The 23,148-nt window shown below is 67.6% G+C and carries 22 protein-coding genes; 10 read left to right on the top strand and 12 right to left on the bottom strand.

Translation table 11 applies throughout. From position 1 onward, the window contains the following. Positions 1-53 precede the first annotated feature (53 nt). Positions 54-1,334 carry a glutamate-1-semialdehyde 2,1-aminomutase gene (gene hemL, locus AZKH_RS18990; protein WP_015437417.1) on the top strand — a complete coding sequence of 427 codons (1,281 nt, stop codon included), beginning with the start codon at positions 54-56 and terminating at the stop codon, positions 1,332-1,334. 62 nt (positions 1,335-1,396) lie between these two features. On the opposite strand, the gene mgtE is transcribed toward hemL, so the two are convergent. The 11 genes from mgtE to AZKH_RS18935 form a co-directional block, all read right to left on the bottom strand. Next, a complete protein-coding gene (gene mgtE / locus AZKH_RS18985; protein ID WP_015437416.1) occupies positions 1,397-2,839 on the bottom strand; it encodes a magnesium transporter in 1,443 nt (480 codons plus the stop codon). A gap of 138 nt (positions 2,840-2,977) precedes the next feature. Further along, entirely contained in the window at positions 2,978-3,670 is a 693-nt protein-coding gene (gene mtgA / locus AZKH_RS18980; protein WP_015437415.1) for a monofunctional biosynthetic peptidoglycan transglycosylase, read from the bottom strand. A 2-nt stretch (positions 3,671-3,672) separates the two neighbouring features. Beyond that, the gene (gene aroE, locus AZKH_RS18975; RefSeq protein ID WP_015437414.1) at positions 3,673-4,500 is read right to left on the bottom strand and encodes a shikimate dehydrogenase; all 828 of its coding nucleotides are present in this window, start codon (positions 4,498-4,500) and stop codon (positions 3,673-3,675) included. Positions 4,501-4,502: 2 nt separating this feature from the next. Continuing rightward, positions 4,503-5,441 carry an energy transducer TonB gene (locus AZKH_RS18970; RefSeq protein WP_015437413.1) on the bottom strand — a complete coding sequence of 313 codons (939 nt, stop codon included), beginning with the start codon at positions 5,439-5,441 and terminating at the stop codon, positions 4,503-4,505. A 13-nt stretch (positions 5,442-5,454) separates the two neighbouring features. Continuing rightward, positions 5,455-7,371 carry a ribonuclease catalytic domain-containing protein gene (locus AZKH_RS18965; protein ID WP_015437412.1) on the bottom strand — a complete coding sequence of 639 codons (1,917 nt, stop codon included), beginning with the start codon at positions 7,369-7,371 and terminating at the stop codon, positions 5,455-5,457. 72 nt (positions 7,372-7,443) lie between these two features. Further along, positions 7,444-8,343 (bottom strand): EamA family transporter RarD, encoded by a 900-nt coding sequence (rarD, locus tag AZKH_RS18960; RefSeq protein ID WP_015437411.1) that lies wholly within the window; start codon positions 8,341-8,343, stop codon positions 7,444-7,446. After that, entirely contained in the window at positions 8,340-9,188 is an 849-nt protein-coding gene (locus AZKH_RS18955) for a class I SAM-dependent methyltransferase (RefSeq protein WP_015437410.1), read from the bottom strand. Before AZKH_RS18955 ends, rarD begins: the two co-directional genes overlap by 4 nt. Next, complete coding sequence (locus AZKH_RS18950) at positions 9,185-9,772, bottom strand: YqiA/YcfP family alpha/beta fold hydrolase (RefSeq protein ID WP_015437409.1); 588 nt, start codon at positions 9,770-9,772, stop codon at positions 9,185-9,187. The genes AZKH_RS18955 and AZKH_RS18950 overlap by 4 nt, the downstream gene beginning before the upstream one ends. A gap of 60 nt (positions 9,773-9,832) precedes the next feature. Continuing rightward, positions 9,833-10,657: an undecaprenyl-diphosphate phosphatase gene (locus AZKH_RS18945; protein ID WP_015437408.1), complete on the bottom strand. Its 825-nt coding sequence runs from the start codon at positions 10,655-10,657 to the stop codon at positions 9,833-9,835. A gap of 74 nt (positions 10,658-10,731) precedes the next feature. Further along, positions 10,732-11,013, bottom strand: a complete 282-nt coding sequence (locus AZKH_RS18940; RefSeq protein WP_015437407.1) for a YkgJ family cysteine cluster protein — start codon at positions 11,011-11,013, stop codon at positions 10,732-10,734. A 2-nt stretch (positions 11,014-11,015) separates the two neighbouring features. Continuing rightward, positions 11,016-11,543, bottom strand: coding sequence for a DUF2478 domain-containing protein (locus tag AZKH_RS18935; RefSeq protein ID WP_015437406.1), 528 nt, complete (start codon positions 11,541-11,543; stop codon positions 11,016-11,018). Between the two features lie 298 nt (positions 11,544-11,841). Here AZKH_RS18935 and AZKH_RS18930 point away from each other — a divergent pair, with 298 nt between their 5' ends. The 3 genes from AZKH_RS18930 (at position 11,842) to AZKH_RS18920 (ending at position 14,925) form a co-directional block, all read left to right on the top strand. Continuing rightward, positions 11,842-12,717 (top strand): transporter, encoded by an 876-nt coding sequence (locus tag AZKH_RS18930; protein ID WP_015437405.1) that lies wholly within the window; start codon positions 11,842-11,844, stop codon positions 12,715-12,717. A 30-nt stretch (positions 12,718-12,747) separates the two neighbouring features. Beyond that, positions 12,748-14,409 (top strand): PQQ-binding-like beta-propeller repeat protein, encoded by a 1,662-nt coding sequence (locus AZKH_RS18925; RefSeq protein ID WP_015437404.1) that lies wholly within the window; start codon positions 12,748-12,750, stop codon positions 14,407-14,409. 126 nt (positions 14,410-14,535) lie between these two features. Further along, positions 14,536-14,925 (top strand): cytochrome c, encoded by a 390-nt coding sequence (locus tag AZKH_RS18920; RefSeq protein ID WP_015437403.1) that lies wholly within the window; start codon positions 14,536-14,538, stop codon positions 14,923-14,925. A 90-nt stretch (positions 14,926-15,015) separates the two neighbouring features. Here the strand turns inward: AZKH_RS18920 and AZKH_RS18915 are convergent, their stop codons facing one another. Further along, complete coding sequence (locus tag AZKH_RS18915) at positions 15,016-17,055, bottom strand: sigma-54-dependent Fis family transcriptional regulator (RefSeq protein ID WP_015437402.1); 2,040 nt, start codon at positions 17,053-17,055, stop codon at positions 15,016-15,018. 415 nt (positions 17,056-17,470) lie between these two features. On the opposite strand from AZKH_RS18915, the gene AZKH_RS18910 reads away from it, so the two are divergent. Genes AZKH_RS18910 through AZKH_RS18885 form a run of 6 tightly spaced genes read left to right on the top strand, consistent with a single transcriptional unit; the run spans position 17,471 to position 22,655 of the window. After that, positions 17,471-18,445, top strand: a complete 975-nt coding sequence (locus AZKH_RS18910; RefSeq protein ID WP_041656392.1) for a thiamine pyrophosphate-dependent dehydrogenase E1 component subunit alpha — start codon at positions 17,471-17,473, stop codon at positions 18,443-18,445. A 31-nt stretch (positions 18,446-18,476) separates the two neighbouring features. Beyond that, positions 18,477-19,487 (top strand): alpha-ketoacid dehydrogenase subunit beta, encoded by a 1,011-nt coding sequence (locus tag AZKH_RS18905; protein ID WP_015437400.1) that lies wholly within the window; start codon positions 18,477-18,479, stop codon positions 19,485-19,487. After that, positions 19,487-20,599, top strand: coding sequence for an acetoin dehydrogenase dihydrolipoyllysine-residue acetyltransferase subunit (locus tag AZKH_RS18900; RefSeq protein ID WP_015437399.1), 1,113 nt, complete (start codon positions 19,487-19,489; stop codon positions 20,597-20,599). The genes AZKH_RS18905 and AZKH_RS18900 overlap by 1 nt, the downstream gene beginning before the upstream one ends. Before the next feature lie 56 nt (positions 20,600-20,655). Beyond that, on the top strand, positions 20,656-21,621 hold the full coding sequence (gene lipA, locus AZKH_RS18895; protein ID WP_015437398.1) for a lipoyl synthase: 966 nt from the start codon (positions 20,656-20,658) through the stop codon (positions 21,619-21,621). After that, on the top strand, positions 21,618-21,821 hold the full coding sequence (thiS, locus tag AZKH_RS18890) for a sulfur carrier protein ThiS (protein WP_015437397.1): 204 nt from the start codon (positions 21,618-21,620) through the stop codon (positions 21,819-21,821). Before lipA ends, thiS begins: the two co-directional genes overlap by 4 nt. Before the next feature lie 30 nt (positions 21,822-21,851). Then, the gene (locus tag AZKH_RS18885) at positions 21,852-22,655 is read left to right on the top strand and encodes a thiazole synthase (RefSeq protein ID WP_041656388.1); all 804 of its coding nucleotides are present in this window, start codon (positions 21,852-21,854) and stop codon (positions 22,653-22,655) included. Positions 22,656-23,148: the final 493 nt, after the last annotated feature.

The raw sequence follows: 23,148 nt of genomic DNA, 5'->3' as shown, positions 1-23,148 counted from the left end.
CGCAGACCTCGGGTCCCTTTTACTGCAATTCTCAACCGACGAGTTTCGACGACATGAACAGCAAGAACGAAGCCCTCTTCCAGCGCGCCCAGAACACGATTCCCGGCGGCGTGAATTCGCCGGTGCGCGCCTTCCGTTCGGTGGGCGGGGCGCCGCGCTTCATCGCCCGCGCCGAGGGCGCGCGTGTGTGGGATGCGGACGGCAAGGAATACATCGACTACGTCGGCTCCTGGGGCCCGGCGATCGCCGGCCACGCGCATCCGGCCATCGTCGAGGCGGTGCGCGAGGCGGCGTTGCGCGGCCTGTCCTTCGGTGCGCCGACGGAAGCCGAAGTCGACATGGCCGAGCTGATCTGTGAGCTGATGCCGTCGATGGACATGGTGCGCCTCGTGAGCTCGGGCACCGAGGCGACGATGAGCGCGATCCGTCTCGCGCGCGGCTTCACCGGTCGTGATGCGATCGTCAAGTTCGAAGGCTGCTACCACGGCCATGCCGACAGCCTGCTCGTGAAGGCGGGCTCGGGCCTGCTGACCTTCGGCAATCCGTCGTCAGGCGGTGTGCCGGCGGATTTCGCGAAGCACACGATCGTGCTCGACTACAACAACCTGCAGCAGGTCGAAGAGGCTTTCAAGGCGCGCGGCAACGAGATCGCGGCGGTGATCGTCGAGGCGGTCGCCGGGAACATGAACCTGATCAAGCCGCAGCCGGGCTTCCTCGAAGGGCTGCGCGCGCTGTGCACGCAGTATGGCGTCGTGCTGATCTTCGACGAGGTGATGACCGGCTTCCGCGTCGGCCCGCAAGGGGTGCAGGGCCTCTACAACATCACGCCGGACCTGACGACGCTCGGCAAGGTGATCGGTGGCGGCATGCCGGTCGGCGCCTTCGGCGGCCGCCGCGACATCATGCAGCAGATCGCGCCGCTCGGCCCGGTGTACCAGGCGGGCACGCTGTCGGGCAGCCCGGTCGCGGTCGCGGCGGGGATTGCGTCGCTGAAGCTGATCCGCGAGGCGGGTTTCTACGACACGCTCGCGGCGCGCACGAAGCAGCTCGCGGACGGGCTCAACGAGGCTGCGCGTGCAGCCGGCGTGACCTTCTGCGCGGATTCGATCGGCGGCATGTTCGGCCTGTATTTCAGCGCCGCCGTGCCGCGTTCGTTCGCGGAAGTGATGGCGTCGGATCGCGACACCTTCAACCGCTTCTTCCACGCGATGCTGGACGAAGGCCACTTCTTCGCGCCGTCGGCCTTCGAGGCGGGCTTCCTGTCGGTGGCGCACACCGAGGCGGACGTCGCGGCGACCGTCGAGGCGGCGCGCCGAGTGTTCGCAAGGCTCTGATTCGGACTGGTACGAACGAGAAGGGGCGCCGCGGCGCCCCTTTTTTTCGACGGTATATCCGCTCAGAGCAGGAACAGCGTCGCGAGTCCGAGGAAGATGAAGAAACCGCCCGAGTCGGTGAGGCCGGTGATCATCACCGAGCTGCCGAGCGCAGGGTCCTTGCCGAGGCGGAAGCGCATCATTGGGATCACCACGCCGGCCGAGGCGGCGAGCAGCAGGTTGAGCGTCATCGCGGCGGTCATCACGAGGCCCAGCGAGACGCTGTGGTAGAGCCACCACGACAACACGCCGATGATGCCGCCCCAGAACAGGCCGTTGATCAGCGAGACCTTGAGCTCCTTGCGCATCAGGCGCTGCATCGCGCCGGGCTCGACCTGGCCCATCGCGATCGCGCGCACGATCATCGTGATGGTCTGGTTGCCCGAGTTGCCGCCGATGCCGGCGACGATCGGCATCAGCGCGGCGAGCGCGACGAGCTTCTCGATCGAGCCTTCGAAGAGACCGATGACGCGCGAGGCGATGAAGGCGGTGACGAGGTTGATCGCGAGCCACGCCCAGCGGTTCTTCACGGAGTCCATCACCGACGCGAAGATGTCTTCCTCTTCGCGCAGACCGGCGTTGCTGAGGATCTCGTGTTCGGATTCCTCGCGGATGTAGTCGACGGCGTCGGCGACCGTGAGGCGCCCGATGACGCGCCTTTCCGAATCGATCACCGGCGCCGAGACGAGATCGTAGCGCTCGAACGCCTGGGCTGCGTCGTCGGCTTCGTCCTCGGGCTCGAAGCTGATGACGTTTTCCTTGTGCATGACGTCGACGACGTTGGCATCCGGATCGTTGATCAGCAGCGATTCGAGGGTCAGGATGCCCTTCAGGTGGTCTTCGCGGTCGACGACGAAGAGCTTGTCGGTGTGGTCCGGCAACTCGTCGAAGCGGCGCAGGTAGCGCAGCACGACTTCGAGCGTCACGTCCTCGCGGACGGTGACCATGTCGAAGTCCATCAGCGCGCCGACCGAATCCTCGGGGTAGGACATCGCTGCGCGCAGCTGTTCGCGTTCCTCGCTGTCGAGCGACTGGAACACGTCCTGCATGACCTCGGGCGGCAGGTCGGGTGCGAGGTCGGCGAGTTCGTCGGTGTCGAGGGTCTCGGCGGCGGCCTTGAGCTCGTCGGGCCGCATCGTCTCGATGAGCGACTCGCGCACCGCGTCGGACACTTCGAGCAGGATGTCGCCGTCGCGGTCGGCCTTGACGAGGTCCCAGACGAAGAGGCGGTCGGCGAGCGGCAGCGCCTCGAGGATGTACGCGATGTCGGCCGGGTGCAGGGCGTCGAGGCGGGCCTGCAGTTCGGCGACGTGCTGCTTGTGGACGAGGTCCTCCACCAGTTCGTGGTGGGGCATTTCCTGCCGATGAACGAGGTCTTCCACCACCCTGTGGCGCGACAGCAGTTCCTGCACTTCGCGCAGGTGCTGCTGGACATCGTCCGGGTGGCGTTCGTCTTGCTCGCTCATCGGCGCCTCCGGTTTTTATTGGGGGTGGAAACTGGCGTAAGGCGCGAATTCTACGGGCTTCGCGGCCGGCTTGCGACCCCTGGAAACGCCAATTTGTTGCAATGCGGTGCGACGGCTAAACAGTGCGCCGCAAAGGCGTCAGGGGACCTGCGAGTAGACCATCCGTTCGCGGATGCGTTCGGCATGGGCGGCGAGGCGGGAGCCGAACTGTTTCTCGTATTTTCGGGGGTTCGGCAGCATCACCGCGAGGCGCGCAGCCTGTTCCGCGCCGAGCCGGCTCGCCGATACGCCGTAGTAGCGTTGCGCGGCGGCTTCGCAGCCGAAGATGCCGGTGCCCCATTCGACGACGTTGAGATAGACCTCGAGGATGCGCCGCTTGCTCCAGACCGCTTCGATCATGACGGTGATCAGCGCCTCCTCGCCCTTGCGCAAGTAGCTGCGCGACGGCGACAGGAAGAGGTTCTTGGCGAGCTGCTGGCTGATCGTCGAGCCGCCGGCGACCGCCCGGCCCTTGCGCTGGTTCTTTTCGATCGCGCGCTGGATGCCTTCCCAGTCGAAGCCTTCGTGCTCGATGAAGCGGTCGTCCTCGGCGGCGATGACGGCGCGCTTGAGCTGGATCGAGATGCGTTCGTAGGGTACCCATTCGTGGCGCAGTTCGGCGTTGGGGCGCTTTTCCTGCAGCTCTTCGAGGCGGATGCGCATGAAGCTGGTGCTGGCGGGGTTGAAGTGGCTCCACCACAGCACCAGCAGGAAGATCCACAGCTCGTAGAGGATGACCAGCGCCGCGATCGCGGCGAGGGCCCAGCCGAGGCCTCGCAGCGCAGTCTTCATCGTCAGCCGATCTGGGCGCGCAGCGCGGCGAGCACCGGCGCCGTGTCGGGGCGTACACCGCGCCATAGCTGGAAGCTCTCGGCGGCCTGTTCGACGAGCATGCCAAGGCCGTCGGCAAGACGCGCGGCGCCGTCGCGGCGGGCGGCGGCGAGGAAGGGCGTGTCGCCGCGGCCGTACATCATGTCGTAGGCGAGCGCGCCCGCGGCGTAGAGGCCGGCGGGCAGCGGCGGGGCTTCGTCGGCGAGGCTCGCGGCGGTCGCGTTGATCACGACGTCGAACTGGCGCCCGGCGAGGTCGGCGAAGCCGCAGGCGTCGAGCGGGACGGAGGCGTCGCGTTCGGCGAAGTCGGCGACGAGGGCTTCGGCGCGCGCGACGGTGCGGTTGGCGAGCGTGAGCGACGCGGGCTGGGTGCCGAGGAGCGGCAGCAGCGTGCCGCGGGCGGCGCCGCCCGCGCCGAGCAGCAGGATGCGGCGGCCGGCGAGTGCGCAGCCGAGGTTGTGGGTCAGGTCGCGCACGAGTCCGGCGCCGTCGGTGTTGTCGCCGAAGATGCCCTCGGCGTCGAAGGCGAGGGTATTCACGGCGCCGGCGGCGAGTGCGCGGGCCGAGTGGCGCTCGGCCAGCGCGAAGGCTTCGAGCTTGAAGGGGACCGTGACGTTCATGCCGCGTCCGCCCGCGTCGCGGAAGGCGCGCACCGCGCCCGCGAAGCCGTCGAGTGGGCCGAGCAGCGCCTCGTACGTGAGCTCTTGGCCGGTCTGCGCCGCGAAGCGGGCATGGATCGCCGGGGATTTGCTGTGGGAGATCGGGTTTCCGATGACGGCGTAGCGGTCCATGGTCACTTGGCGGTGAGGCTGTTGGCGTTGGTGAAGGTCCAGGTGCGGACGAATTCGATTACGTCGTAGTCGCGCCGGATGTCCTCGGGGAACGGCGCGAAGGTGCCGGCAAGACGGACGATGCGCAGCGCTGCCTCGTCGAGGATTTTTTCGCCCGACGAGCGCTGGATCTCGGCCTTCTCGACCGTGCCGTCGGCGCGGATTGCGACGTAGAGCAGCAGGCTGCCGTAGATGCGCCCGCGTGCGGCGTCCGGGTAATTCAGTGTGCCGATGCGTTCGATCTTCTGCCGCCAGTCCTCGAGATACTGCGCGAAGCGGTACTCCTGCGCACGCGCGCCGATGAATTTCTTGCGCGGGCGCTTGGCGAGCTCGTCGAGGGAGCGGTCGATCTCGGCTTCCATGCGCGCGACGGCCGAGACGCTGTTGAGGAGATCGAGGCCGGAGGGCTGGACCTGAGGAGCGGACTGGTCGCTCTGCTGGACGGGAGCGGGCGGTGTCTTCTCGGTCGATTTCTCCGCGGTGAGCACGCGGCTGCGGCTCGCTTCGACATCGGTCGTGCGCTTGCGGGCATCGATGAGCGCGTCGCCTTCGCGGCGGGCATCCTGCGGCGGGAGCGGCGACTTGGGACGGGCGTTCTGCTCGCTGTTGCCGCCGCCGTCGAGGTGGGTCTGCGCGAGCACGTCCGGCTTTTGCGGGGCGCGGGTGTGGCGGGCGTTGACCAGGACGACTTCGAGCCCGCGGTCGCGTTCGCGGGGCTTCTCGCGATCGGGCATGACGAAGCCGATCGTCATCGCCAGGCCGTGCACCAGCAGCGAGATCGCGAAGGCGATCGCGAGGCGTCGGTCGTCGTGTAGCCTCAGCCCGACCGGGCGCAGGCCCGCGGCCGCTGCCGTCTGCGGGCGCCGAGACTGATGCGAGGCGCGGGAAGGCTTGCCCGTCATGCGTGCCGTAGGATCAGTTGCCTTCGAACATCGAATCCGTCGCCTCGGCGGGATCGGGTTCGGCCAGCGTCGCGACGTAGCGGGCGTGGATGTCGACGTCGAGCAGGTCGCTCGATTCGATGCTGACGCGCACGCGGGTCGCGGGCAGCAGCACCGGCAGCGACGGGACCTTGATCATCAGCGGAATGGAGTCCAGCCGCACGAGGTTGTCGCGCAGCACCTTGCCGTCGAAGGTCGTGCCCTCGGGGTGCTGGCGCAGCCAGCGCAGGCACCAGTAGCGTTCCATCTGGCGCTGGAAGTCGGCGTAGGCGGCGTAAGTGACGTCGAAGTCGCGGAGCGCCGCCATCAGTTCGGCGGACTTCGGTGCGAAGGCGGGCGCCTCCTCGCGCAGCACCGAGATGAGCTGCCATTGGTTGACGAGGTCGACGTAGCGGCGCAGCGGCGAGCTGGACCAAGCGTAGCAATCGACGCCGAGGCCGTCATGCGGGCCGGCAGTGGTCGACATGCGCACCTTGCCGCCGCTTTGCACGCGGTACAGGCCGGGCACCTCAGCCTCGTCGAGGAGCTTGCCCCAGGTCGAGTTGGCCAGGATCATCATCTCGGCGACCAGCTTGTCGAGCGGCGAGCCGCGGCGGCGCTGGCTGATCGTCACATAGCCGGCGCCGTCGGCGGTGTCCTTCTGCCAGTCGACGTAGAAGCTGTAGTCGACCTGGTTGGGACTGTTCTCGGCTTTGCCGCGGCCGGCTTCGAGGATGCTGGCGAGATCCCATAGCAGCGTGAGCTCGCGCTTCCATTGGAAGTCGGGACTCTCGCCGTGGTCGTGCAGGGTCTGCTCGTTGAAGACGGGTTCGAGGTCGTGGTGCCGCAGGTTGGCGACGATGGGCACGCGGTCGATGCGGGTTTCGTGGCGCTGGATCGCGAGCGCGGGCGTGACGTCGAGGTAGAGCGACAGCGCGGGGCATTCGCGGCCGGCGGCGAGCGTGAAGGTCTCGACCGCGGCGTCGGGCATCATCGTGATCTTGTTGCCCGGCATGTAGACGGTCGAGAGCCTGCGGCGCGCGATCGCGTCGAGGTCGGAGCCGCGGCCGAAGCCGAGCGCGGGCGCGGCGATGTGGATGCCGATGCGCCAGCCGCCGCCTTCGCGCGGCGTGACGGAGAAGGCATCGTCGATCTCGGTGGTGGTGGCGTCGTCGATCGAGAACGCGGCGACGTCGGCGCGCGGGAGATCGGCCGGATCGACCGGGGCTGCGAAAGCCGGGAAGGCGGTGCCTTCTTCGAAGTATTCGAAGAGGAAGCGGTTGTAGTGGAAGTCGTAGCTCGACGCGAGCGCGCCGCATTTCAACAGCAGCCGCGGCGCGGAGAGGCCGGTGTCGACGCAGGCGGCTTCGAAGGCTTTCGTTTCGATGCGGTTGCGGTCCGGGCGATACAGCAGTTGCGGCAGCATGCCGGCGATCTCGGCGGGCAGGCGCCCTTCGACGAGTTCGGCGCGCAGGCGCTCGATCGCTTCGGTCTGCTGGCGCTTCTTCTCGAGGCCGGCGAGCGCGGCTTGCAGGATCTCGGTGGGGGCCTTGCGGAAACGGCCGCGGCCCTTGCGGTGGAAGTAGGTCGGCGCCGAGTGCAGGCGCAGCAGGATCGCGGCGGATTCGACGGCGTTCGGCGAGTGGCCGTGATAGTCGGCGGCGAAGTCGTCGAAAGCGAATTCGTCGTCGCCGCAGACTTCCCACAGGAAGGCGGTGTCGAGTTCCTCCGCATCCGCTTCGGCACGCGAGAGCAGGTCGGCGGGCGAGGGCTCGCGGAAACGCATCAGCACGTGGCTCGACTTGAGCTTCACGCGCTTGCCGTGAGAGGTCTCGACCTGCAGGGAGGAATCGTTATCAGCGAGAATGGTCCCGGCCTTGAAGGCCCCACTCTCTTCGAACAGCACGAACATCAGCAACCGCCATACTTGAGCAAGCCCGACAGTTTAAAGGATTCGGCTGTCGGGCGGAGCGGGGGGCGCAAGTTAGGCAGTGCTGCGGGTCGTGCGCAACATGTCGACCGAATAGACCGCGAGGGCCGTCCAGATCAATGCGAAGCCGACGAGTTGGCCGGCGTCGAAGGGTTCGCGGAAGACGAAGACCGCGAGCAGGAAATTGAGGCTGGGCGCGAGATATTGCAGGAAGCCGACCGTCGATAGCGGCAGGCGCTTGGCGCCGACGGCGAAGAGCATCAGCGGCACTGCGGTCAGCACGCCGGCGAGCGGGAGCAGTGCGTCGGTGAGCGTGCCTTGGCCGAAGTGCAGATCGCCCTGCATTGCGAGCCATCCGAGCCAGCCGATCGCGATCGGCGCGGTGACGAGGGTTTCGACGAAGAGGCCATTGATCGCGTCGATCGGCGCGCGTTTGCGCAGCAGGCCGTAGAAGCCGAAAGTCAGCGCGAGGAAGAGTGCGATCCACGGCAGCGTGCCGACCTGCCACACGCGCCAGGCGACGCCGGCAAATGCGATCGCGACGGCGACGCGTTGCAACGGGCGCAGGCGTTCGCCGAGGAAGAAGCGTCCGAGCAGGATGCTGACGAGCGGGTTGATGAAGTAGCCGAGGCTCGCTTCGACCAAGCGGTTCGCCGAGATCGCCCACACGAAGACGAGCCAGTTGCTGCCGGTGAGCGTCGATGCGACGGCGAGCAGGCCGACGAGCCGCGGCTGCGCGAGGAGGCGTCGCAGGCCGTCGAAGCCACGCCAGAAGGCGAGCAGCGCAAACAGGAAGACGACCGACCACAGCACGCGGTGCGCGACGATCTCGGTCGGCGGCACGCTGCCGACGGCCTTGAAGTAGATCGGCGCGAGGCCCCAGGTGGTGAAGGCGATGAGGGTGGCGATGACGCCCTGGCGGCGGGCGTGCACGTCGATTGCAGCAGCAGTCATGCGGTGGCGCTGGCGACCAGGGCGAGGGCGTCGACGGTGTAGCCGCTGCCGTCGGGGCTGCGGTGGGCTTCGAGATCGGCTGCGACCGCTGCGCGCAGGGTGCGCTGGGTGTCTTCGGGAAGACGCGAGAGTGCTTCGGCCGCGCCGCCGGCGAGGTCGAGGAAGGCTTGCCAGTAGGCGTCGGCCGTCGCGAAGTGGCAGGCGAAGGAGCAGGGGGCGATGCGGACGCCGGAGAAACCGGCGGCGGTCAGCGCCGCGGTGAGCGTCGTGGCGTCGCCGAAGCGGAATACCGACGGGCGCGCGACTTTCGGCGGCGGAAGCAGGCGGGCGATGCAGTCCTGGGCGCGCGAGATCAGCGGGACCGCCTCGCGCGGGCCCCATACGGAGAGCGCGACGCGGCCGCCGGGGCGCAGCACGCGGTGCATCTCGGCGAGCGCCCGCTCGGGCTGCGGGAACATGAAGAGCGCGAGCCCGGCGAGCACGCGGTCGATGCTGGCGTCGGGTAGGCACAGGTGTTCGGCGTCGGCGGCGGCGAAGGTGAGCGACGTGCGGCCTTCGGTTGCGGCACGCCGTGCGCCTTCGGCGAGCATGCCTTCGGCAATGTCGCTCGCGAGCACCCAGCCGTTGGGGACGACGCGTGCAGCGGCCTCGCGGGCGAGGAGGCCCGGGCCGCTCGCGAGGTCCAGCACGTGCTGGCCGGGGGCGAGCTCGGCCGCTTCGATGAGTGCGACGGCGAGGTCGGCGCGCAGGTGGGCGCCTTCGGCGTAGCGCGCGGCGATGCGGTTGAAGCCTGCCCGTTCCTGCGCCTTGAAGCGCTGTGCGTCGAAGCCGGCGGGGGCGCTCATCGGGCGGCGATCCCGGCGAAGGCGAGGATCTCGTCGAGGTAGTCGGTCCAGCGCGAGAAGCCGTGGTCGCCGCCTTCCAGGACGGTCTGGCGGGCGCCGGCGTACTTCGTCACCGCGTCGCGGTAGTCGAGCACTTCGTCGCCGGTCTCGACGAGCAACCAGTACTTTTCGGGGCGCGTGATCGTCGCGACGTCCATCGCGCGCAGCTCTACGATGTAGTCGTGCGTGAACTGGAAGGTCTCGCCGGTGTAGAGGTTGGTCTGCTCGCCGACGTAGGCTTCGAGCGACAGCGGGGCGACGACCGCGGGGTTCACGAGCACGGCCTTGAGGTCGTGCTTTTCGGCGAGGTGGGTCGCGTAGTAGCCGCCGAGCGAGCTGCCGACGAGGGTCGGGGCCAGTTCGGGACGCGTGGCGCGACAGCGGGCGATCTGGGCTTCGATCAGCGCGATCGCGTCTTTCGGGCCGACCGGGAGTTGTTCGCACCAGAATTCGTGCGCGAGCCCGCGCTCGGTCATGTGGCGAAGCATCGCCTGCGCCTTGATCGAGGCCGGCGCAGAACGGAATCCGTGCAGATAGATGATCATCGCATCAAACGGAAAGTCGGGACGAAGCCATGAGTGTAACCGCGGCTTCGTCCTCGATCATCAGGCTGCGGTCCACTGCACCCAGCCGAAGTACCAGGTCGCGAGCACGAAGAGGCCGAACGCGATGCGGTACCACGCGAAGGCGATGAAGGTGTGGTTCGACACGAAGCGGATGAAGCCGCGCACCGCCCACATCGCCGAGAGGAAGGCGGCGACGAAGCCGATCGCGAACATCGGGAAATCGTGCAAGTGAAGGAGCGCGCGGTTCTTGTAGAGGTCGAGGACCGTCGCCGCGAACATCGTCGGGATCGCGAGGAAGAACGAGAATTCGGCGGCGGTCTTGCGCGACAGGCCGAAGATCAGGCCGCCCATGATCGTCGCGCCCGAGCGCGAGGTGCCGGGGATCATCGCCAGCGCCTGGGCGAAGCCGACTTTGAGGGCGTCGGTCCAGCGCATGTCGTCGATGGCGTGGATGCGCGGACGATGGTTGCGCTTTTCGAGGTAGAGGATCACGAGGCCGCCGACAATGAGGGCGGTCGCGACGGTCAGCGGGTTGAAGAGCAGGGCCTTGATCTTCGAATGGAAGAGCAGGCCGAGCACCGCCGCGGGAAGGAAGCCGACGAAGAGCAGCGTGACGAAGCGGCGGGCGCTGGCGTAGCGTGTGATGCCGAGGGCGACGTCAGTGAGGCGCTGGCGGTAGTCCCAGCACACGGCGAGGATTGCGCCGAACTGGATGACGATCTCGAACACCTTGCCGACTTCGTCGTTGAAGTTGAGCAGGTCGCCGAAGATGATCAGGTGGCCGGTCGATGAGACCGGCAGGAACTCGGTGAGGCCTTCGATGATGCCGAGGATCAGCGCGACGAGGTATTGGGGAAGGTCCATGGATCGGGAGTGTGGGTAGTCGGGCGAAACCCGGCATGATACGCGCGCACCACCGCCCGAAAATTAAATTGCATTCAGTTGCGCTTTGAAACCTGCATGGGGGCGGGCGCGGTCATCACTTCGAGTTCCGCAAGCCAGAGGATCGCCGCCTCGCGGTGAGCGCCGCACATCTGCGGGCTGGGGCTGAGACTGCCGCAGACGGCAGGCCGGCGCGGGTCGCCGAAGAGACGGCAGCGGTCGGCGTCGTCGAGCTGCACGCAGCGCACGCCGGCAGGCTTGCCGGCTTCCATGCCGGGAATCGGGCTGGAGATCGACGGTGCGATGCAGCACGCGGCGCAGGCGGGACGACACTCCATCGTCAGGCGGATCGCGAAAGCGCGTCCCACCACGCGACGATGTCTTCGGCGCGCGCTTCGAGCAAGGTGCCGGCGTCGCCGGTGAAGTCCCGCCAGGCGTCGAGGAAGCGTTCGCCGACGGCGGTGATCACGGGGGTGCCGGAGCTGACCGCCATCGCCATTTCGCTGCGCAGGCCCGAGCCGGATGCTTCCTGCGCGCCGAACTTGTTCACGAAGACGAGCTCGACGCCGCTTTCCAGCGCGCGCCGTATCGCGACGGCCGCGTGCGCGAGCGCATTGGGGTCGAGCCGGCAGGCTTCGGAGCCGCTGCCGAGCTCCTGCGACAGCGCGAAGCGCTCGCCGCTCGCGAGATCCTCGAGTTCCATGCCGCAAGGATCCTCGATGCAGGTCGGCAGGTCGTGCTGCAGGATGCCGCCGAGGCGCACGCCCCGTTCGGCGAGCCGTTGCGCGGCTTGCTCCAGCACCGGTTCGATGTGGTCGGTGGGGCGATAGACGATGGCGGCGATCGGCAGGCGCGGTTCGGTAGTCATGGCGGTGGCGGTTGCGGGCAATCCGGCGATTGTCGCACCGCGCGCCGTCGGCGCGAAGCGGGGCGGGCCGAATTGTCGCGACTGTCCGCGCGCTGCTGAGACAGGTGTCGCGGCCGTCTCAGTGCGGGGGAGACGCCTGTCTCGCGTCTCATGGTTGCTCGATTCTTTAAGTGGTTGATTTGAAATAAAACAGTCTCCTGGCACGGGTTTCGCGAATCCGGGGATGAGGCGGCGGAGCGCTCGCGAGAATAGCCCGACCGCCTCGCGATACCACGCCAAAAAACCAAAGGAGACATTCATGCAAGAGGAGAAGCCCTGCCGCGTCGGCACTTTGCTGGCGATTGCGGCACTGGCCGGCGGTCTTGGGGCCGCGACATCGGCCCGGGCCCAGGTCACGCTGGACGTGATCGGTCCGCACGAGTACGACCTGCCGGTCGATTTCAAGCCCTTCAACGTGTTCGTGCAGTACGCGACCTTCCAGGACGGCAATCGCCTGTGGGACGCCGATGGCGACCGGCGGCGCACGTCGGCGACGCGCACAATCGTCGGCCTGTCGAAGTACGTGCATTTCTGGACGCCGGAATCGAACCCGAAGATGGGCCTCGCCTACGAGGTCATCGTGCCCGAGGTCGGCGTGCGGAATTCGGATACGCGGACTTCGGCGAGCGGGATCGGCGATCCGATCACGGGGCTCGCGCTGTGGTACAAGCCGACCCCCAACTCGACCTTGGGCTTCCAGTCCTTCATGCAGCTGCCGGTCGGCGACAAGGACATCGGCGGCGGCGACGTGTGGAAGAACCTGTCGAGCCTGTTCTGGGACGTGCAGCTCGGCAAGCTCACCTACACGGCGGACGCGGGCTTCGTGTTTTTCGGCGAATCGACGGCGGCCGACGCGACGCCGGGGACGCTCTTCCACACCAATCACCGCGTCGGCTACCAGTTGAACGATGTGGTGGAGCCGTTCATTGCGCTCGATTACGAGCGGCAGGAGGGCTGGAAGAACCGCGCGACCGGCGCGAAGGTAGCCGAGGGGCACGAGACGACCGCCGGTATCGGCGTGATGTTCAAGTACTACGGCAACCAGTCGCTGACCGTGCGCTATTCGCGCGGCATCGACGGCGAAAGCCATGGTGCGACCGACAGCCTCAACCTCAAATACGCCTACGTCTGGTAAGCGCGCATCCGGATTCCGGAGGAGAACAGCATGAACACAAAGAAGATGATCGTCGCGCTTGCCTGTGCAGGGGCGCTGTCGGGGAGTGCATGGGGCGCGGGCGGTCCCGGTTTCGACGATCCGGACAACTGGCCGCAGTACCACCGCAGCTTCAACGCGTGGCGCTTCAGCCCGCTCACTGCGATCAATCGCGACAACGTCGGGCGGCTCAAGGTCGCGTGGATCCACCAGCCTGGCAACATCACGCATGGCATCCAGGCGACGCCGATCGTGATTGACGGCGTCCTGTACTACGTCTCCGCGAACAACAACGTGTGGGCGGTCGATGCGGCGACGGGGCGGACGCTGTGGCACTACGAGCCGAAGCTCGATCCGCTTTCGAAGCAGGCCTTCTACGCCTCGGCGAGCCGCGGCGTGACGGTCGGGCGCGGCAAGGTCTTCCTCGGGACGCTCGACGGGCGCTTCGTCGCGCTCGACCAGAAGACCGGCAAGGAGCTGTGGGCGACGCAGCTCACGGACCAGAAATCGCAGTACGGCGCGCTCTTCTCGGCCCCGCCGCAGCTCGCGGGCGATGTGCTGTTCGGTGGCACGACGGGAGGCGACCAGCCGATCAGCGGCAAGATCTACGCGGTCAATGCCGACACCGGCAAGCCGGCGTGGACCTTCGACATCCTGCGCGACGATCCCGAGAGCTGGCCGGGCGACAGCCGCAAGCGCGGCGGCGGCAGCGCGTGGATGCCGGGCACCTTTGACCCGCGTACCGACACGATCTACATCGGCACCTCGAACGCGGCGCCCGACTACTTCAACGCCGACCGCAAGGGCGACAACAAGTACACGGCGAGCCTGCTCGCGCTCGACCCGAGGACCGGCAAGCTGAAATGGGCGCGGCAGGAGATCCCACACGACTCGTGGGACTTCGACTCGGCCTACGAGGCGCTGATGGTGAAGGGCGCGGATGGCAAGGACGTGATCGTGCATCTGAACAAGAGCGGCTTCGTGTTCGTGATGGACAAGGACGACGGCAAGCTCGAGAACGTGTGGCAGTTCGCGCAGAACGTGAATTGGGTGAAGGGCATCGATCCGAAGACCGGGCGGCTGATCGAGCCGGTGTATCCGGAAGAAGGCAAGAAGAAGCTCTTCTGTCCGAATCTTCTCGGCGCGCGCAGCTGGAACCACGGCGCCTACAACCCGCAGACCGGTCTGTGGTACTCGCATGCGATGGAGGTGTGCAACGAGGTGGTCGCGGGGCGGGACGACCCGTCGAACCTGACGGCGATTTCGTCGCTGTCGCTCGGCATCGACGAGATCAAGCTCGTGCCGCCGCCCGCCGACAAGCCGCATGGCCGGCTCGATGCGCGCGATCCGCTGACCGGCAAGGTCAAATGGAGCATCCGCTACGACATGCCGCCGCTCTCGAGTGTGTTGACGACGGCCGGCGGGCTGGTGTTCACCGGCGACATGGAAGGCCGCATCTACGCCTATGACGCCGACAACGGCAAGGAGCTGTGGCGCTTCAGCGCCGGTTCCGGGCTGCGCGGCGGGCCGGTGAGCTACGCCGCGGGGGGGCGCCAGTACATCGTCGTGCCGACGGGCCTCGGTTCGCACGCGCCGGGCTTCCTCGCCGGGGCCTACCCGCGGATCAAGGATCTGCCGGGCGGCGCTGCGCTGATCGCCTTCACGGTGGATTGAGCGCGTCCCCTTTCATCTTTCCTTCTTCCTCCTTGGGCGGGTCTTGGCTCCCGCTCTCGTTCGCGGGGCGGCAATGCATCGCCGCCCCGTTTTTTCTGCCTTCGCTTTGCCATGGATGAATCGATCATGTCTGCGCGTTCCCTTTTACTGAGCCTCCTCGTAGGGCTGTCCTTCAACTGCGCCGCGGTCGGACCGCCGGCGCCCGATGCGGCGCGCGATGTCGAGGCGCCGGGTGGGCAGGTTGCCGCGCCCTTCGATCTCGCCGATCCGGCGCGCATCGAGGCGGGGCGCAAGCGCTTCAACAAGACTTGCGCGGGCTACTGCCATGGCTTCGAGGGGGTCGGAGGACGGGCGCCGGACTTCAAGGGGCGCAAGGATCTGCCGATACAGGTGATGTTCGAGACGATCACGAAGGGCCGCGTAGGCGCGGACGTGATGCCGCCGTGGGGGGCAGCGTTCAGTGCGGAGCAGATTTGGGAGTTGGTGGCGTACTTGCAGTATCTGGGGACGCAGTAGCATCCGAATATAGGCCCATCAAGGACGGGGCGTGCCATCCGCCGTCAAATAGGGCGCAGACCGCGATCTTATGGAAAGCGGCAAGCGCCTTCACGCATCGAACTCCCTCCGGTTCGGGCTGATGATCTGCAGCCGCGCCATCTTGCGATAGAAGGTGGCGCGCGACATGCCCAGTTCGCGCGCGGTGACCGTGACCTGCCAGTGGTGCCGGCGCAGGGCGGCGAGCATCTGGGCGCGCAGTTCGGCGTCCGCGTTCGATAGCGGGCGGCGGGGGGCGTCGGCGGGCGAGGGAAGGCGCGGCGGCGGGGCGTCGTCGAAGGCATCGCTGCGCGGTGCTGCTGCGTGAGCGATCCGTGCGCGGAAGAGGTCGGGCGGTAGGTGTTCGAGTTCGACCGCGTCGCCGTCGGCGATGGCGCAGGCGTAACGCATCGCGTGGCGGAGCTGGCGGATGTTGCCGGGCCAGTCGTGGCGGGCCAGCGCGTCGAGCGTCGCGGGGGCGAGGCGTAGCGTCGGCCGGTCCATCGCGGCGGCTTCCTCGCGCAGCACCTTGTCGATCACGCTGCGGATGTCCTCGCGTTCGCGCAGCGGCGGCAGCAGGAAGACCGCGCCGTTGAGACGGTAATAGAGGTCTTCGCGGAAGCGGCCCTGCTGCACGAGATCGGGCAGGTCCTGGTGGGTCGCGCAGACGACGTGCAGGCGCACCGGGATCGGGGACTCGGCGCCGAGCGGCAGAACCTCGCCTTCGGCGAGTACACGCAGAAGGCGACTTTGCAGTTGCAGCGGCATATCGCCGATCTCGTCGAGGAAGAGCGTGCCGCCGTCCGACTGGAGGATCTTGCCGCGCACGCCCTTGCTGCGCGCGCCGGTGAAGGCGCCGTCGCGGTAGCCAAAGAGCTCGCTCTCGATCAGCGTCTCGGGGATCGCCGCGCAGTTGAGCGCGACGAAAGGCTTGTTGCGGCGCTCGCTGTAGTCGTGGATCGCGCGCGCAAAAGCTTCCTTGCCGGTGCCGGTCTCGCCGAGCAGCATCACCGGGATGTCGCGGTTGGCGACCTTCAGCGCGCGTTCGACGTTGCCGCGCAGGCGCGCGTCGTCGAGGGCGAGGTGCGAGAAGCCGGGGATGTTGATGCAGGCGCTGTCTTCGGCCGATTCACACGCGGCTTGCGGCAGCGCGAGCCCGCTGCGCGAGCGCGGCGCCGGAGCGCGCAGGATTGCGAAGAGGCGTTCGCCGTTTGCCGTGAGGCGCAGCGGGAAGGCCTGGCCGGGCTGGGCGTGCGCGGCGGCGAGGATCTCGTTGGTGCTGCAGTCGAAGAGGTCGTGAATGAAGGCCGGCGGCGCGGCGCCGTCGCCGTCGAGCAGTTCGAGCCGCGCGCGGCGGTTGCCGCCGACGATGCGGCCGCTGTCGTCGAAGGCGACGAGGTAGTCGGTCTGCACGCTGAGGTATTCCGCGAGCCGCCCGAGCTGCAGCACCCAGTAGGGGCGCAGGTTGTACCACGCGAAGGCGTTCTCGATCTGCTGCGCGCGGTCGAGCACGAGGCGATAGACGAGTTGCTGGCTTTCGCGCTGCGCGGGTGCATGGAGTGCCGTCGCGTCGAGTACCGCGATCGGATGGTCGTCGGAGCCGAAGATCGGTACCGAGCTGCAGCTGAAGGCGATGTTGTGCGAGCGGAAATGCTCGTCGCGATGGACGAGCATCGGCTGGCCATCGATCAGCGCCGTGCCGACGCCGCAAGTGCCTTCGAGCGCTTCGGACCAGCAGGTGCCGACGCGAAAGCCTTCCGCCTTGAACTCGCGGTCGAGTTCCGGGACGGTGCGGAAGTCCACCGTCACGCCATCGGCGTCGGTCAGCAGCACGCAGTAGTTCACGGGCCGCAGCTGCGCGTGCAGGCGGTCCATGCCCTCGCGGGCGATGCGCATGAAGGCGTCGATGCGGTCGCGGTGTTCGCGCAGCTCCTGCGCAGTGACGACGCGCGGCGTGGTCGCAAGCGCCGGATCGATCTGATGGGTGCTGAGCGATCGCCGCCATGAGCGCGCGAGGCGCTCGAAAGTACTGTCGCGTCCGAGCGGCAGGCCGCGTTCGACGACGTCGATCACGCGTCCGACGTGCTGGACGATCTCCTGAGGTCTCCTCATTGCCTTCCTCTCGTCTCCGGCGTCCCGCGCCGGATGTATTGGATAGAAGTGCTTTTTCCTGTGCTTTCAGCGTATTCCCGGCCAGTGGGGAAATCAATGCGGACAGGTGTCTCACTCGGCTGAGACGGCTGTCGCGGGATTCGCGGGCCGGGTGTCTCAGCGGGCACGTCTAAATCGGCCAGTTCGGGGGCATTTGCGCGGAATCGACGCCGTCTGGCGTCATTTTTTTTTCAATCTTTTCAGTTGCTTGTGCAGGTTGTCGAGCGGGCGACGAGGCGTGTCGGCTCGCCGCTGGCACGCGCCGTGCGGAAGGAAGCCCAGGTCCGCGGCATGCGGCGTCCGCCTCCGGGGGCGGTCGGCGGGCGGCGCAGGTGCCGCGGGACTCGAAACCTTTCAACCATAGTGAGGAGCAATGATGAGCGAGACACTGAACCGCGAGAGCCTGCTCAAGGCTTACCGGATCATGCGCACGATCCGCGAGTTCGAGGAGCGCGTGCATACCGACTTTGCGACCGGCGAGATTCCGGGCTTCGTGCATCTGTACGCCGGCGAGGAAGCCTCCGCGACCGGCGTGTGCATGCATCTGACCGGCGCCGACTACATCGCCAGCACCCACCGCGGCCACGGCCACTGCATCGCGAAGGGCGTGGATCCGGTCGGGATGATGGCCGAGATCTGGGGCAAGGCGACCGGCACCTGCAAGGGCAAGGGCGGCTCGATGCACATCGCCGACCTGTCGGTCGGCATGCTCGGCGCGAACGGCATCGTCGGCGGCGGCGGTCCGCTGATTTGCGGCACGGCGTTGGCCGCGAAGATCCGCGGCACCAAGGACGTGGGCGTGTGCTTCTTCGGCGACGGCGCGTCGAACCAGGGCACGATCTTCGAGGCGATGAACCTCGCCACCGTGTGGAATCTGCCGGCGATCTTCGTCGCCGAAAACAACGGCTACGCCGAGGCGACGTCTTCGTCGTACTCGGTCGCCTGCGAAAACATCGCCGACCGCGCGCCGGCTTTCGGCATGCCCGGCGTGATCGTCGATGGCTTCGACTTCTTCGCCGTGCATCAGGCGGCGGGCGAAGCGATCAAGCGCGCCCGTGAAGGCGGCGGGCCGACGCTGATCGAGGTGAAGCTGTCGCGCTACTACGGCCACTTCGAGGGCGACCAGCAGACCTACCGCGCGCCCGGCGAAGTGCAGACGCTGCGCGAAACCAAGGACTGCCTGATGCAGTTCCGCCGCCGCGTGACCGCCGACGGCGAGATCACCGCTGATCAGCTCGATGCGATCGACCGCGAGGTGAAGGCGCTGATCGACGACTCGGTGGTGCGCGCCAAGGCCGATCCAAAGCCCGCCGCGGCCGAGCTGCTGACCGACGTCTACGTGTCCTACTGAGCCAGTCCGAAGAAATCGAAGGAGACATCAAATGGCAAGAAAGATCACCTACCAGCAGGCCATCAACGAGGCGCTGGACCAGGAAATGGGGCGCGACCCGCGAGTCATCATCATGGGCGAGGACAACGCCGGTGGTGCCGGGGCGCCCGGAGAGGAGGACGCATGGGGCGGCGTGCTCGGCGTCACCAAAGGCCTCTTCCACAAGTACCCGGGGCGCGTGCTCGACACGCCGATCTCGGAATCCGGCTATGTCGGCGCGGCGGTCGGTGCGGCCTGCAACGGCCTGCGCCCGGTCGCGGAGCTGATGTTCGTCGACTTCATCGGCGTGTGCTTCGACCAGATCTACAACCAGGCGGCGAAATTCCGCTACATGTTCGGCGGCAAGGCCGAGACGCCGGTCGTGATCCGCGCGATGTACGGCGCGGGCTTCCGCGCGGCGGCCCAGCACTCGCAGTGCCTGTACAACATGTTCACGCACATCCCGGGGCTCAAGGTCGTCGTGCCGTCGAACCCGTATGACGCGAAGGGCCTGCTGATCCAGGCTATCCGCGACAACGACCCGGTGATCTTCCTCGAGCACAAGGTGCTGTACACGATGGAAGGCGAGGTGCCCGAGGAGAGCTACGCGATCCCCTTCGGCGAGGCCAACGTCGCCCGCGAAGGTGACGACGTGACGATCGTCGCTTTCGGCCGCATGGTGAACCAGGCGCTGACCGCCGCCGCGGCGCTGCAGAAGCAGGGCATCCACTGCGAGGTGATCGATCCGCGCACGACCTCGCCGCTCGACGAGGACACGATCCTCGAGAGCGTCGAAAAGACCGGGCGGCTCGTGATCGTCGACGAATCGACGCCCCGCTGCAGCATGGCCTCCGACATCGCCGGCATCGTCGCGCAGAAGGCCTTCGGCGCACTGAAGGCCCCGATCGAGCAGGTCACCGCGCCGCACGTGCCCGTGCCCTTCAGCGATGCGCTGGAAGATCTTTACGTTCCGAGTCCGGCCCGCATCGAAGCGGCCGTTACCCGAGTCAAGGAGTACCGCTGATGTCTGCGATTCATAAGCTCACCATGCCCAAGTGGGGCCTCTCGATGCAGGAGGGGAAGGTGAATGGCTGGTTGAAGGAGGTGGGCGACACCATTGCGGTCGGCGACGAGATCGTCGAGGTCGAGAGCGAGAAGATCGCCGGTGCGGTCGAGGCCTCGGTCGCCGGCGTGCTGCGTCGCCAGCTCGCGTCTGCCGAGGATGTGCTGCCGGTCGGGGGGCTCTTGGGCATCGTCGCCGACGCCGAAGTGCCGGACGCGGAGATCGACGCCGCAATCGCGGACTTCCTTGCGAACTTCACGCCGGATACGGGTGAAGACGAGGACGCCGGACCGAAGCCCGAGAAGATCGAGGTCGGCGGCCGCAAGCTGCGTTACCTCGAGCGCGGGGAGGGCGGCGAGCCGATGGTGCTGATCCACGGCTTCGGCGGCGACCTCAACAACTGGCTCTTCAACCACGAGGCGCTCGCGGCCGATCGCACGGTGTACGCGCTCGACCTGCCGGGCCACGGCGAATCGGCGAAGGACGTCGGCGACGGCTCGCTCGCGACGCTCGCCGGCGCGGTGATCGGCTTCATGGACGCGGTCGGTCTCGAGGCGGCGCATTTCGTCGGCCACTCGATGGGCGGCGCGGTGTCGATGGCGGTCGCGCAGGCCGCCCCGGCGCGCGTGCGCTCGCTGACCCTGATCGCGAGCGCGGCGCTCGGCGACGAGATCAACGGCGCCTACATCGACGGCTTCGTCGGCGCGAACGATCGCCGTGCCCTGAAACCGGTGCTGAGCCAGCTCTTCTCCGATGCCGGTCTCGTCACGCGCCAGCTCATCGACGACATGCTGAAGTACAAGCGGCTCGAAGGCGTCGATGCGGCGCTGCGCACGATCAGCGGCACGCTCTTCGAGCACGGCCGCCAGGCGACCCGTCTCGCGTCGGTCGCGGCCGGGCTCGGCAAGCCGGTGCTGGTCATCTGGGGCGAGACCGACCAGATCATCCCGGTGAGTCACGCACAGGCCGCCGGCAAGGATGCGCTCGTCGAAGTGCTGGCAGGGCAGGGCCACATGGTCCAGATGGAAGCCGCGAACGAGGTCAATCGCCTCATCACGCGCTTCCTGGGCTGAGCCCGCACGGACCGGGCGGGGAACGCGCTGCCCGGTCCTCCACAGGGGAAAACCTCATGCAAACCACGCTTCCCGGCGCGGGCGCGCGCGGCGCCGCCAAGCTCGCCCGCATCCCGGTCCGGATCGATTCGACGATCGCGTCGGCGCCGCGCCCCGGCTGGCTGCGCGCGCGCGACCCCGGCACGCCCGAAGTGCTGCGCCTCCAATCCGTGCTGCGCGAGCACAGACTCCACACCGTGTGCGAAGAGGCGGCCTGCCCGAACATCGGCGAATGCTTCGGCAACGGCACGGCCACCTTCATGATCCTCGGCAGCATCTGCACGCGCCGCTGTCCCTATTGCGACGTCGCCCACGGCCGCCCGCTCGCGCCCGACCCGGACGAGCCGCGCGAACTCGCGGCGGTGGTCGCCGCGATGCGGCTGCGCTATGTCGTGATCACCTCGGTCGACCGCGATGATCTCCGCGACGGCGGCGCGGGCCATTTTGCCGACTGCATCCGCGCGACCCGCGAAGTCGTGCCCGGCATCCGCATCGAAGTGCTGACGCCGGACTTCCGCGGGCGCGAGGCGAGGGCGCTCGATCTCCTCGCCGCCGCGCCGCCCGACGTCTTCAACCACAACATCGAGACCGTGCCGCGCCTCTACCGCGCTGCGCGCCCGGGCGGCGACTACGCCGGCTCGCTCGCGCTGATCGAAGCGGTGAAGCGCTGCCTCCCAGAGGTGCCGACCAAGTCCGGCCTGATGCTGGGCCTCGGCGAGACCGACGACGAAGTGCTCGCAACGCTGCGCGACCTGCGCGCGCATGGTTGCGACATCGTCACGCTGGGTCAGTACCTGCGCCCGTCGAACGCGCACCTGCCGGTCGATCGCTACGTCTCGCCGGGGGAGTTCGAATGGCTGCGCGAGGAGGCGCTTGCGCTGGGGTTTGCCGAAGTCGCGGCCGGGCCGCTGGTGCGTTCGTCGTACCGCGCCGACGAAGTCGCACGCACTGCGACCGGTGGTGCGATCGGAGCGGCGGCATGAGAGCCATCGTCGTCAATGGCCGCGCAATGCCGATCCCGGGCGGGGGCTGCGTCGCCGACCTCGTCGAGGCACTCGGCCACACGGGCAAGCGCATCGCCGTCGAGCTCAACGGCGACATCGTGCCGCGCGGGCGCTACCGCGACGTCGCACTGAACGCCGGCGACCACATCGAAATCGTCATCGCAGTCGGGGGAGGCTGAAGCATGGAGCTCAGGATGGATAAACGGGGAATGCACTCGCAGTCCGCGGGCGACGACCCGCTCGTGATCGGAGGCCAAAGCTACCGCTCGCGCCTGCTGGTCGGCACCGGCAAGTACCGCGACTTCGCGCACACGCGGGCGGCGCTCGACGCGAGCGGCGCCGAGATCGTCACCGTCGCGATCCGCCGCACCAACCTCGGCCAGCGTCCGGGCGAGCCCAACCTGCTCGACGTGCTGCCGCCGACGCGCTTCACGATCCTGCCCAACACCGCCGGCTGCTACACCGCCGAGGACGCCGTCCGCACGCTGCGTCTCGCGCGCGAACTCCTCGACGGGCACGACCTCGTGAAGCTCGAAGTGCTTGGCGATCGCGACACGCTCTATCCGAACATGCCCGAGACGCTGCGCGCCGCCGAGCGTCTCGTGAAGGACGGCTTCCGCGTGATGGTGTATTGCGCCGACGATCCGGTGCAGGCGCGCATCCTCGAAGACCTCGGCTGCGTCGCGATCATGCCGCTCGCCTCGCTGATCGGCTCCGGCATGGGCATCCTCAATCCGTGGAACCTCGGCCTCATCATCGACCGCGCGAAAGTGCCGGTGATCGTCGATGCCGGGGTCGGCACTGCTTCGGACGCGGCCATCGCGATGGAGCTGGGCTGCGACGGCGTACTGATGAACACCGCGATCGCGGCCGCCGGCGATCCGGTCAGGATGGCCGACGCGATGGGCAGGGCGGTCATCGCCGGACGCGAGGCCTTCCTCGCCGGGCGCATGCCGCGCAAGTTCTACGGCGCGTCGCCGAGTTCGCCGACGACAGGGCTGATCAGTGGATAAGGCCGTGCAGGACCGATGACGATGGCCGCTGAAACGACACGGGCCGCTTGCGCGGCCCGAGAGTCATTATGGCGATGTTCAACGCTACTCAGGGTGCGTAATCGCCACTGTTGGGATACTGTCCGGGGGTTTGTCCCATGGACTGCCCCATGGGCTGAGCTGCTCCCATCTTGCCCGAACTCGCACACCCGGCCATCACGGCCATCAGTGCGGACAGAACTACGACGACTAGTCTGCGCATGATTTTTTCCTTCTTGCAGGTTCTTGCACAGCCCGCTCGCCACGTCAGGCGGCGGGCGCGTCCGGCGTCGGGAAGTTCTCCCGGACGGACGCTCCCGTGTCCTTTAGGCGTTTGAACTGTTGGGGTAGCGCCTGCTGGACATGCCCCTTCGATTGCCCGTCGGAGATGAAGTTCACAAGTTTTGGGATGACCGAATCAACGTTACATTTCCGATTTCCCTTCCAGGCGGCAGGTGCGCCGAATCGAGGGATT

This window comes from Azoarcus sp. KH32C (assembly GCF_000349945.1).
Lineage (GTDB): Bacteria > Pseudomonadota > Gammaproteobacteria > Burkholderiales > Rhodocyclaceae > Aromatoleum.
This window is presented reverse-complemented; position numbering and strand designations above follow the sequence as displayed.

What these genes read in the sequence shown, in the direction of transcription:
- AZKH_RS18885 (WP_041656388.1), top strand. Translation starts at nt 21,852, where the DNA reads ATGCACTCGCAGTCCGCGGGCGACGACCCGCTCGTGATCGGAGGCCAA.
- mgtE (WP_015437416.1), bottom strand. Translation starts at nt 2,839, where the DNA reads ATGAGCGAGCAAGACGAACGCCACCCGGACGATGTCCAGCAGCACCTG.
- hemL (WP_015437417.1), top strand. Translation starts at nt 54, where the DNA reads ATGAACAGCAAGAACGAAGCCCTCTTCCAGCGCGCCCAGAACACGATT.
- AZKH_RS18940 (WP_015437407.1), bottom strand. Translation starts at nt 11,013, where the DNA reads ATGGAGTGTCGTCCCGCCTGCGCCGCGTGCTGCATCGCACCGTCGATC.
- AZKH_RS18915 (WP_015437402.1), bottom strand. Translation starts at nt 17,055, where the DNA reads ATGAGGAGACCTCAGGAGATCGTCCAGCACGTCGGACGCGTGATCGAC.
- AZKH_RS18970 (WP_015437413.1), bottom strand. Translation starts at nt 5,441, where the DNA reads ATGACGGGCAAGCCTTCCCGCGCCTCGCATCAGTCTCGGCGCCCGCAG.
- AZKH_RS18925 (WP_015437404.1), top strand. Translation starts at nt 12,748, where the DNA reads ATGAACACAAAGAAGATGATCGTCGCGCTTGCCTGTGCAGGGGCGCTG.
- AZKH_RS18950 (WP_015437409.1), bottom strand. Translation starts at nt 9,772, where the DNA reads ATGATCATCTATCTGCACGGATTCCGTTCTGCGCCGGCCTCGATCAAG.
- AZKH_RS18900 (WP_015437399.1), top strand. Translation starts at nt 19,487, where the DNA reads ATGTCTGCGATTCATAAGCTCACCATGCCCAAGTGGGGCCTCTCGATG.
- rarD (WP_015437411.1), bottom strand. Translation starts at nt 8,343, where the DNA reads ATGACTGCTGCTGCAATCGACGTGCACGCCCGCCGCCAGGGCGTCATC.
- lipA (WP_015437398.1), top strand. Translation starts at nt 20,656, where the DNA reads ATGCAAACCACGCTTCCCGGCGCGGGCGCGCGCGGCGCCGCCAAGCTC.
- AZKH_RS18905 (WP_015437400.1), top strand. Translation starts at nt 18,477, where the DNA reads ATGGCAAGAAAGATCACCTACCAGCAGGCCATCAACGAGGCGCTGGAC.
- aroE (WP_015437414.1), bottom strand. Translation starts at nt 4,500, where the DNA reads ATGGACCGCTACGCCGTCATCGGAAACCCGATCTCCCACAGCAAATCC.
- AZKH_RS18935 (WP_015437406.1), bottom strand. Translation starts at nt 11,543, where the DNA reads ATGACTACCGAACCGCGCCTGCCGATCGCCGCCATCGTCTATCGCCCC.
- AZKH_RS18920 (WP_015437403.1), top strand. Translation starts at nt 14,536, where the DNA reads ATGTCTGCGCGTTCCCTTTTACTGAGCCTCCTCGTAGGGCTGTCCTTC.
- AZKH_RS18965 (WP_015437412.1), bottom strand. Translation starts at nt 7,371, where the DNA reads ATGTTCGTGCTGTTCGAAGAGAGTGGGGCCTTCAAGGCCGGGACCATT.
- AZKH_RS18910 (WP_041656392.1), top strand. Translation starts at nt 17,471, where the DNA reads ATGAGCGAGACACTGAACCGCGAGAGCCTGCTCAAGGCTTACCGGATC.
- thiS (WP_015437397.1), top strand. Translation starts at nt 21,618, where the DNA reads ATGAGAGCCATCGTCGTCAATGGCCGCGCAATGCCGATCCCGGGCGGG.
- AZKH_RS18955 (WP_015437410.1), bottom strand. Translation starts at nt 9,188, where the DNA reads ATGAGCGCCCCCGCCGGCTTCGACGCACAGCGCTTCAAGGCGCAGGAA.
- mtgA (WP_015437415.1), bottom strand. Translation starts at nt 3,670, where the DNA reads ATGAAGACTGCGCTGCGAGGCCTCGGCTGGGCCCTCGCCGCGATCGCG.
- AZKH_RS18945 (WP_015437408.1), bottom strand. Translation starts at nt 10,657, where the DNA reads ATGGACCTTCCCCAATACCTCGTCGCGCTGATCCTCGGCATCATCGAA.
- AZKH_RS18930 (WP_015437405.1), top strand. Translation starts at nt 11,842, where the DNA reads ATGCAAGAGGAGAAGCCCTGCCGCGTCGGCACTTTGCTGGCGATTGCG.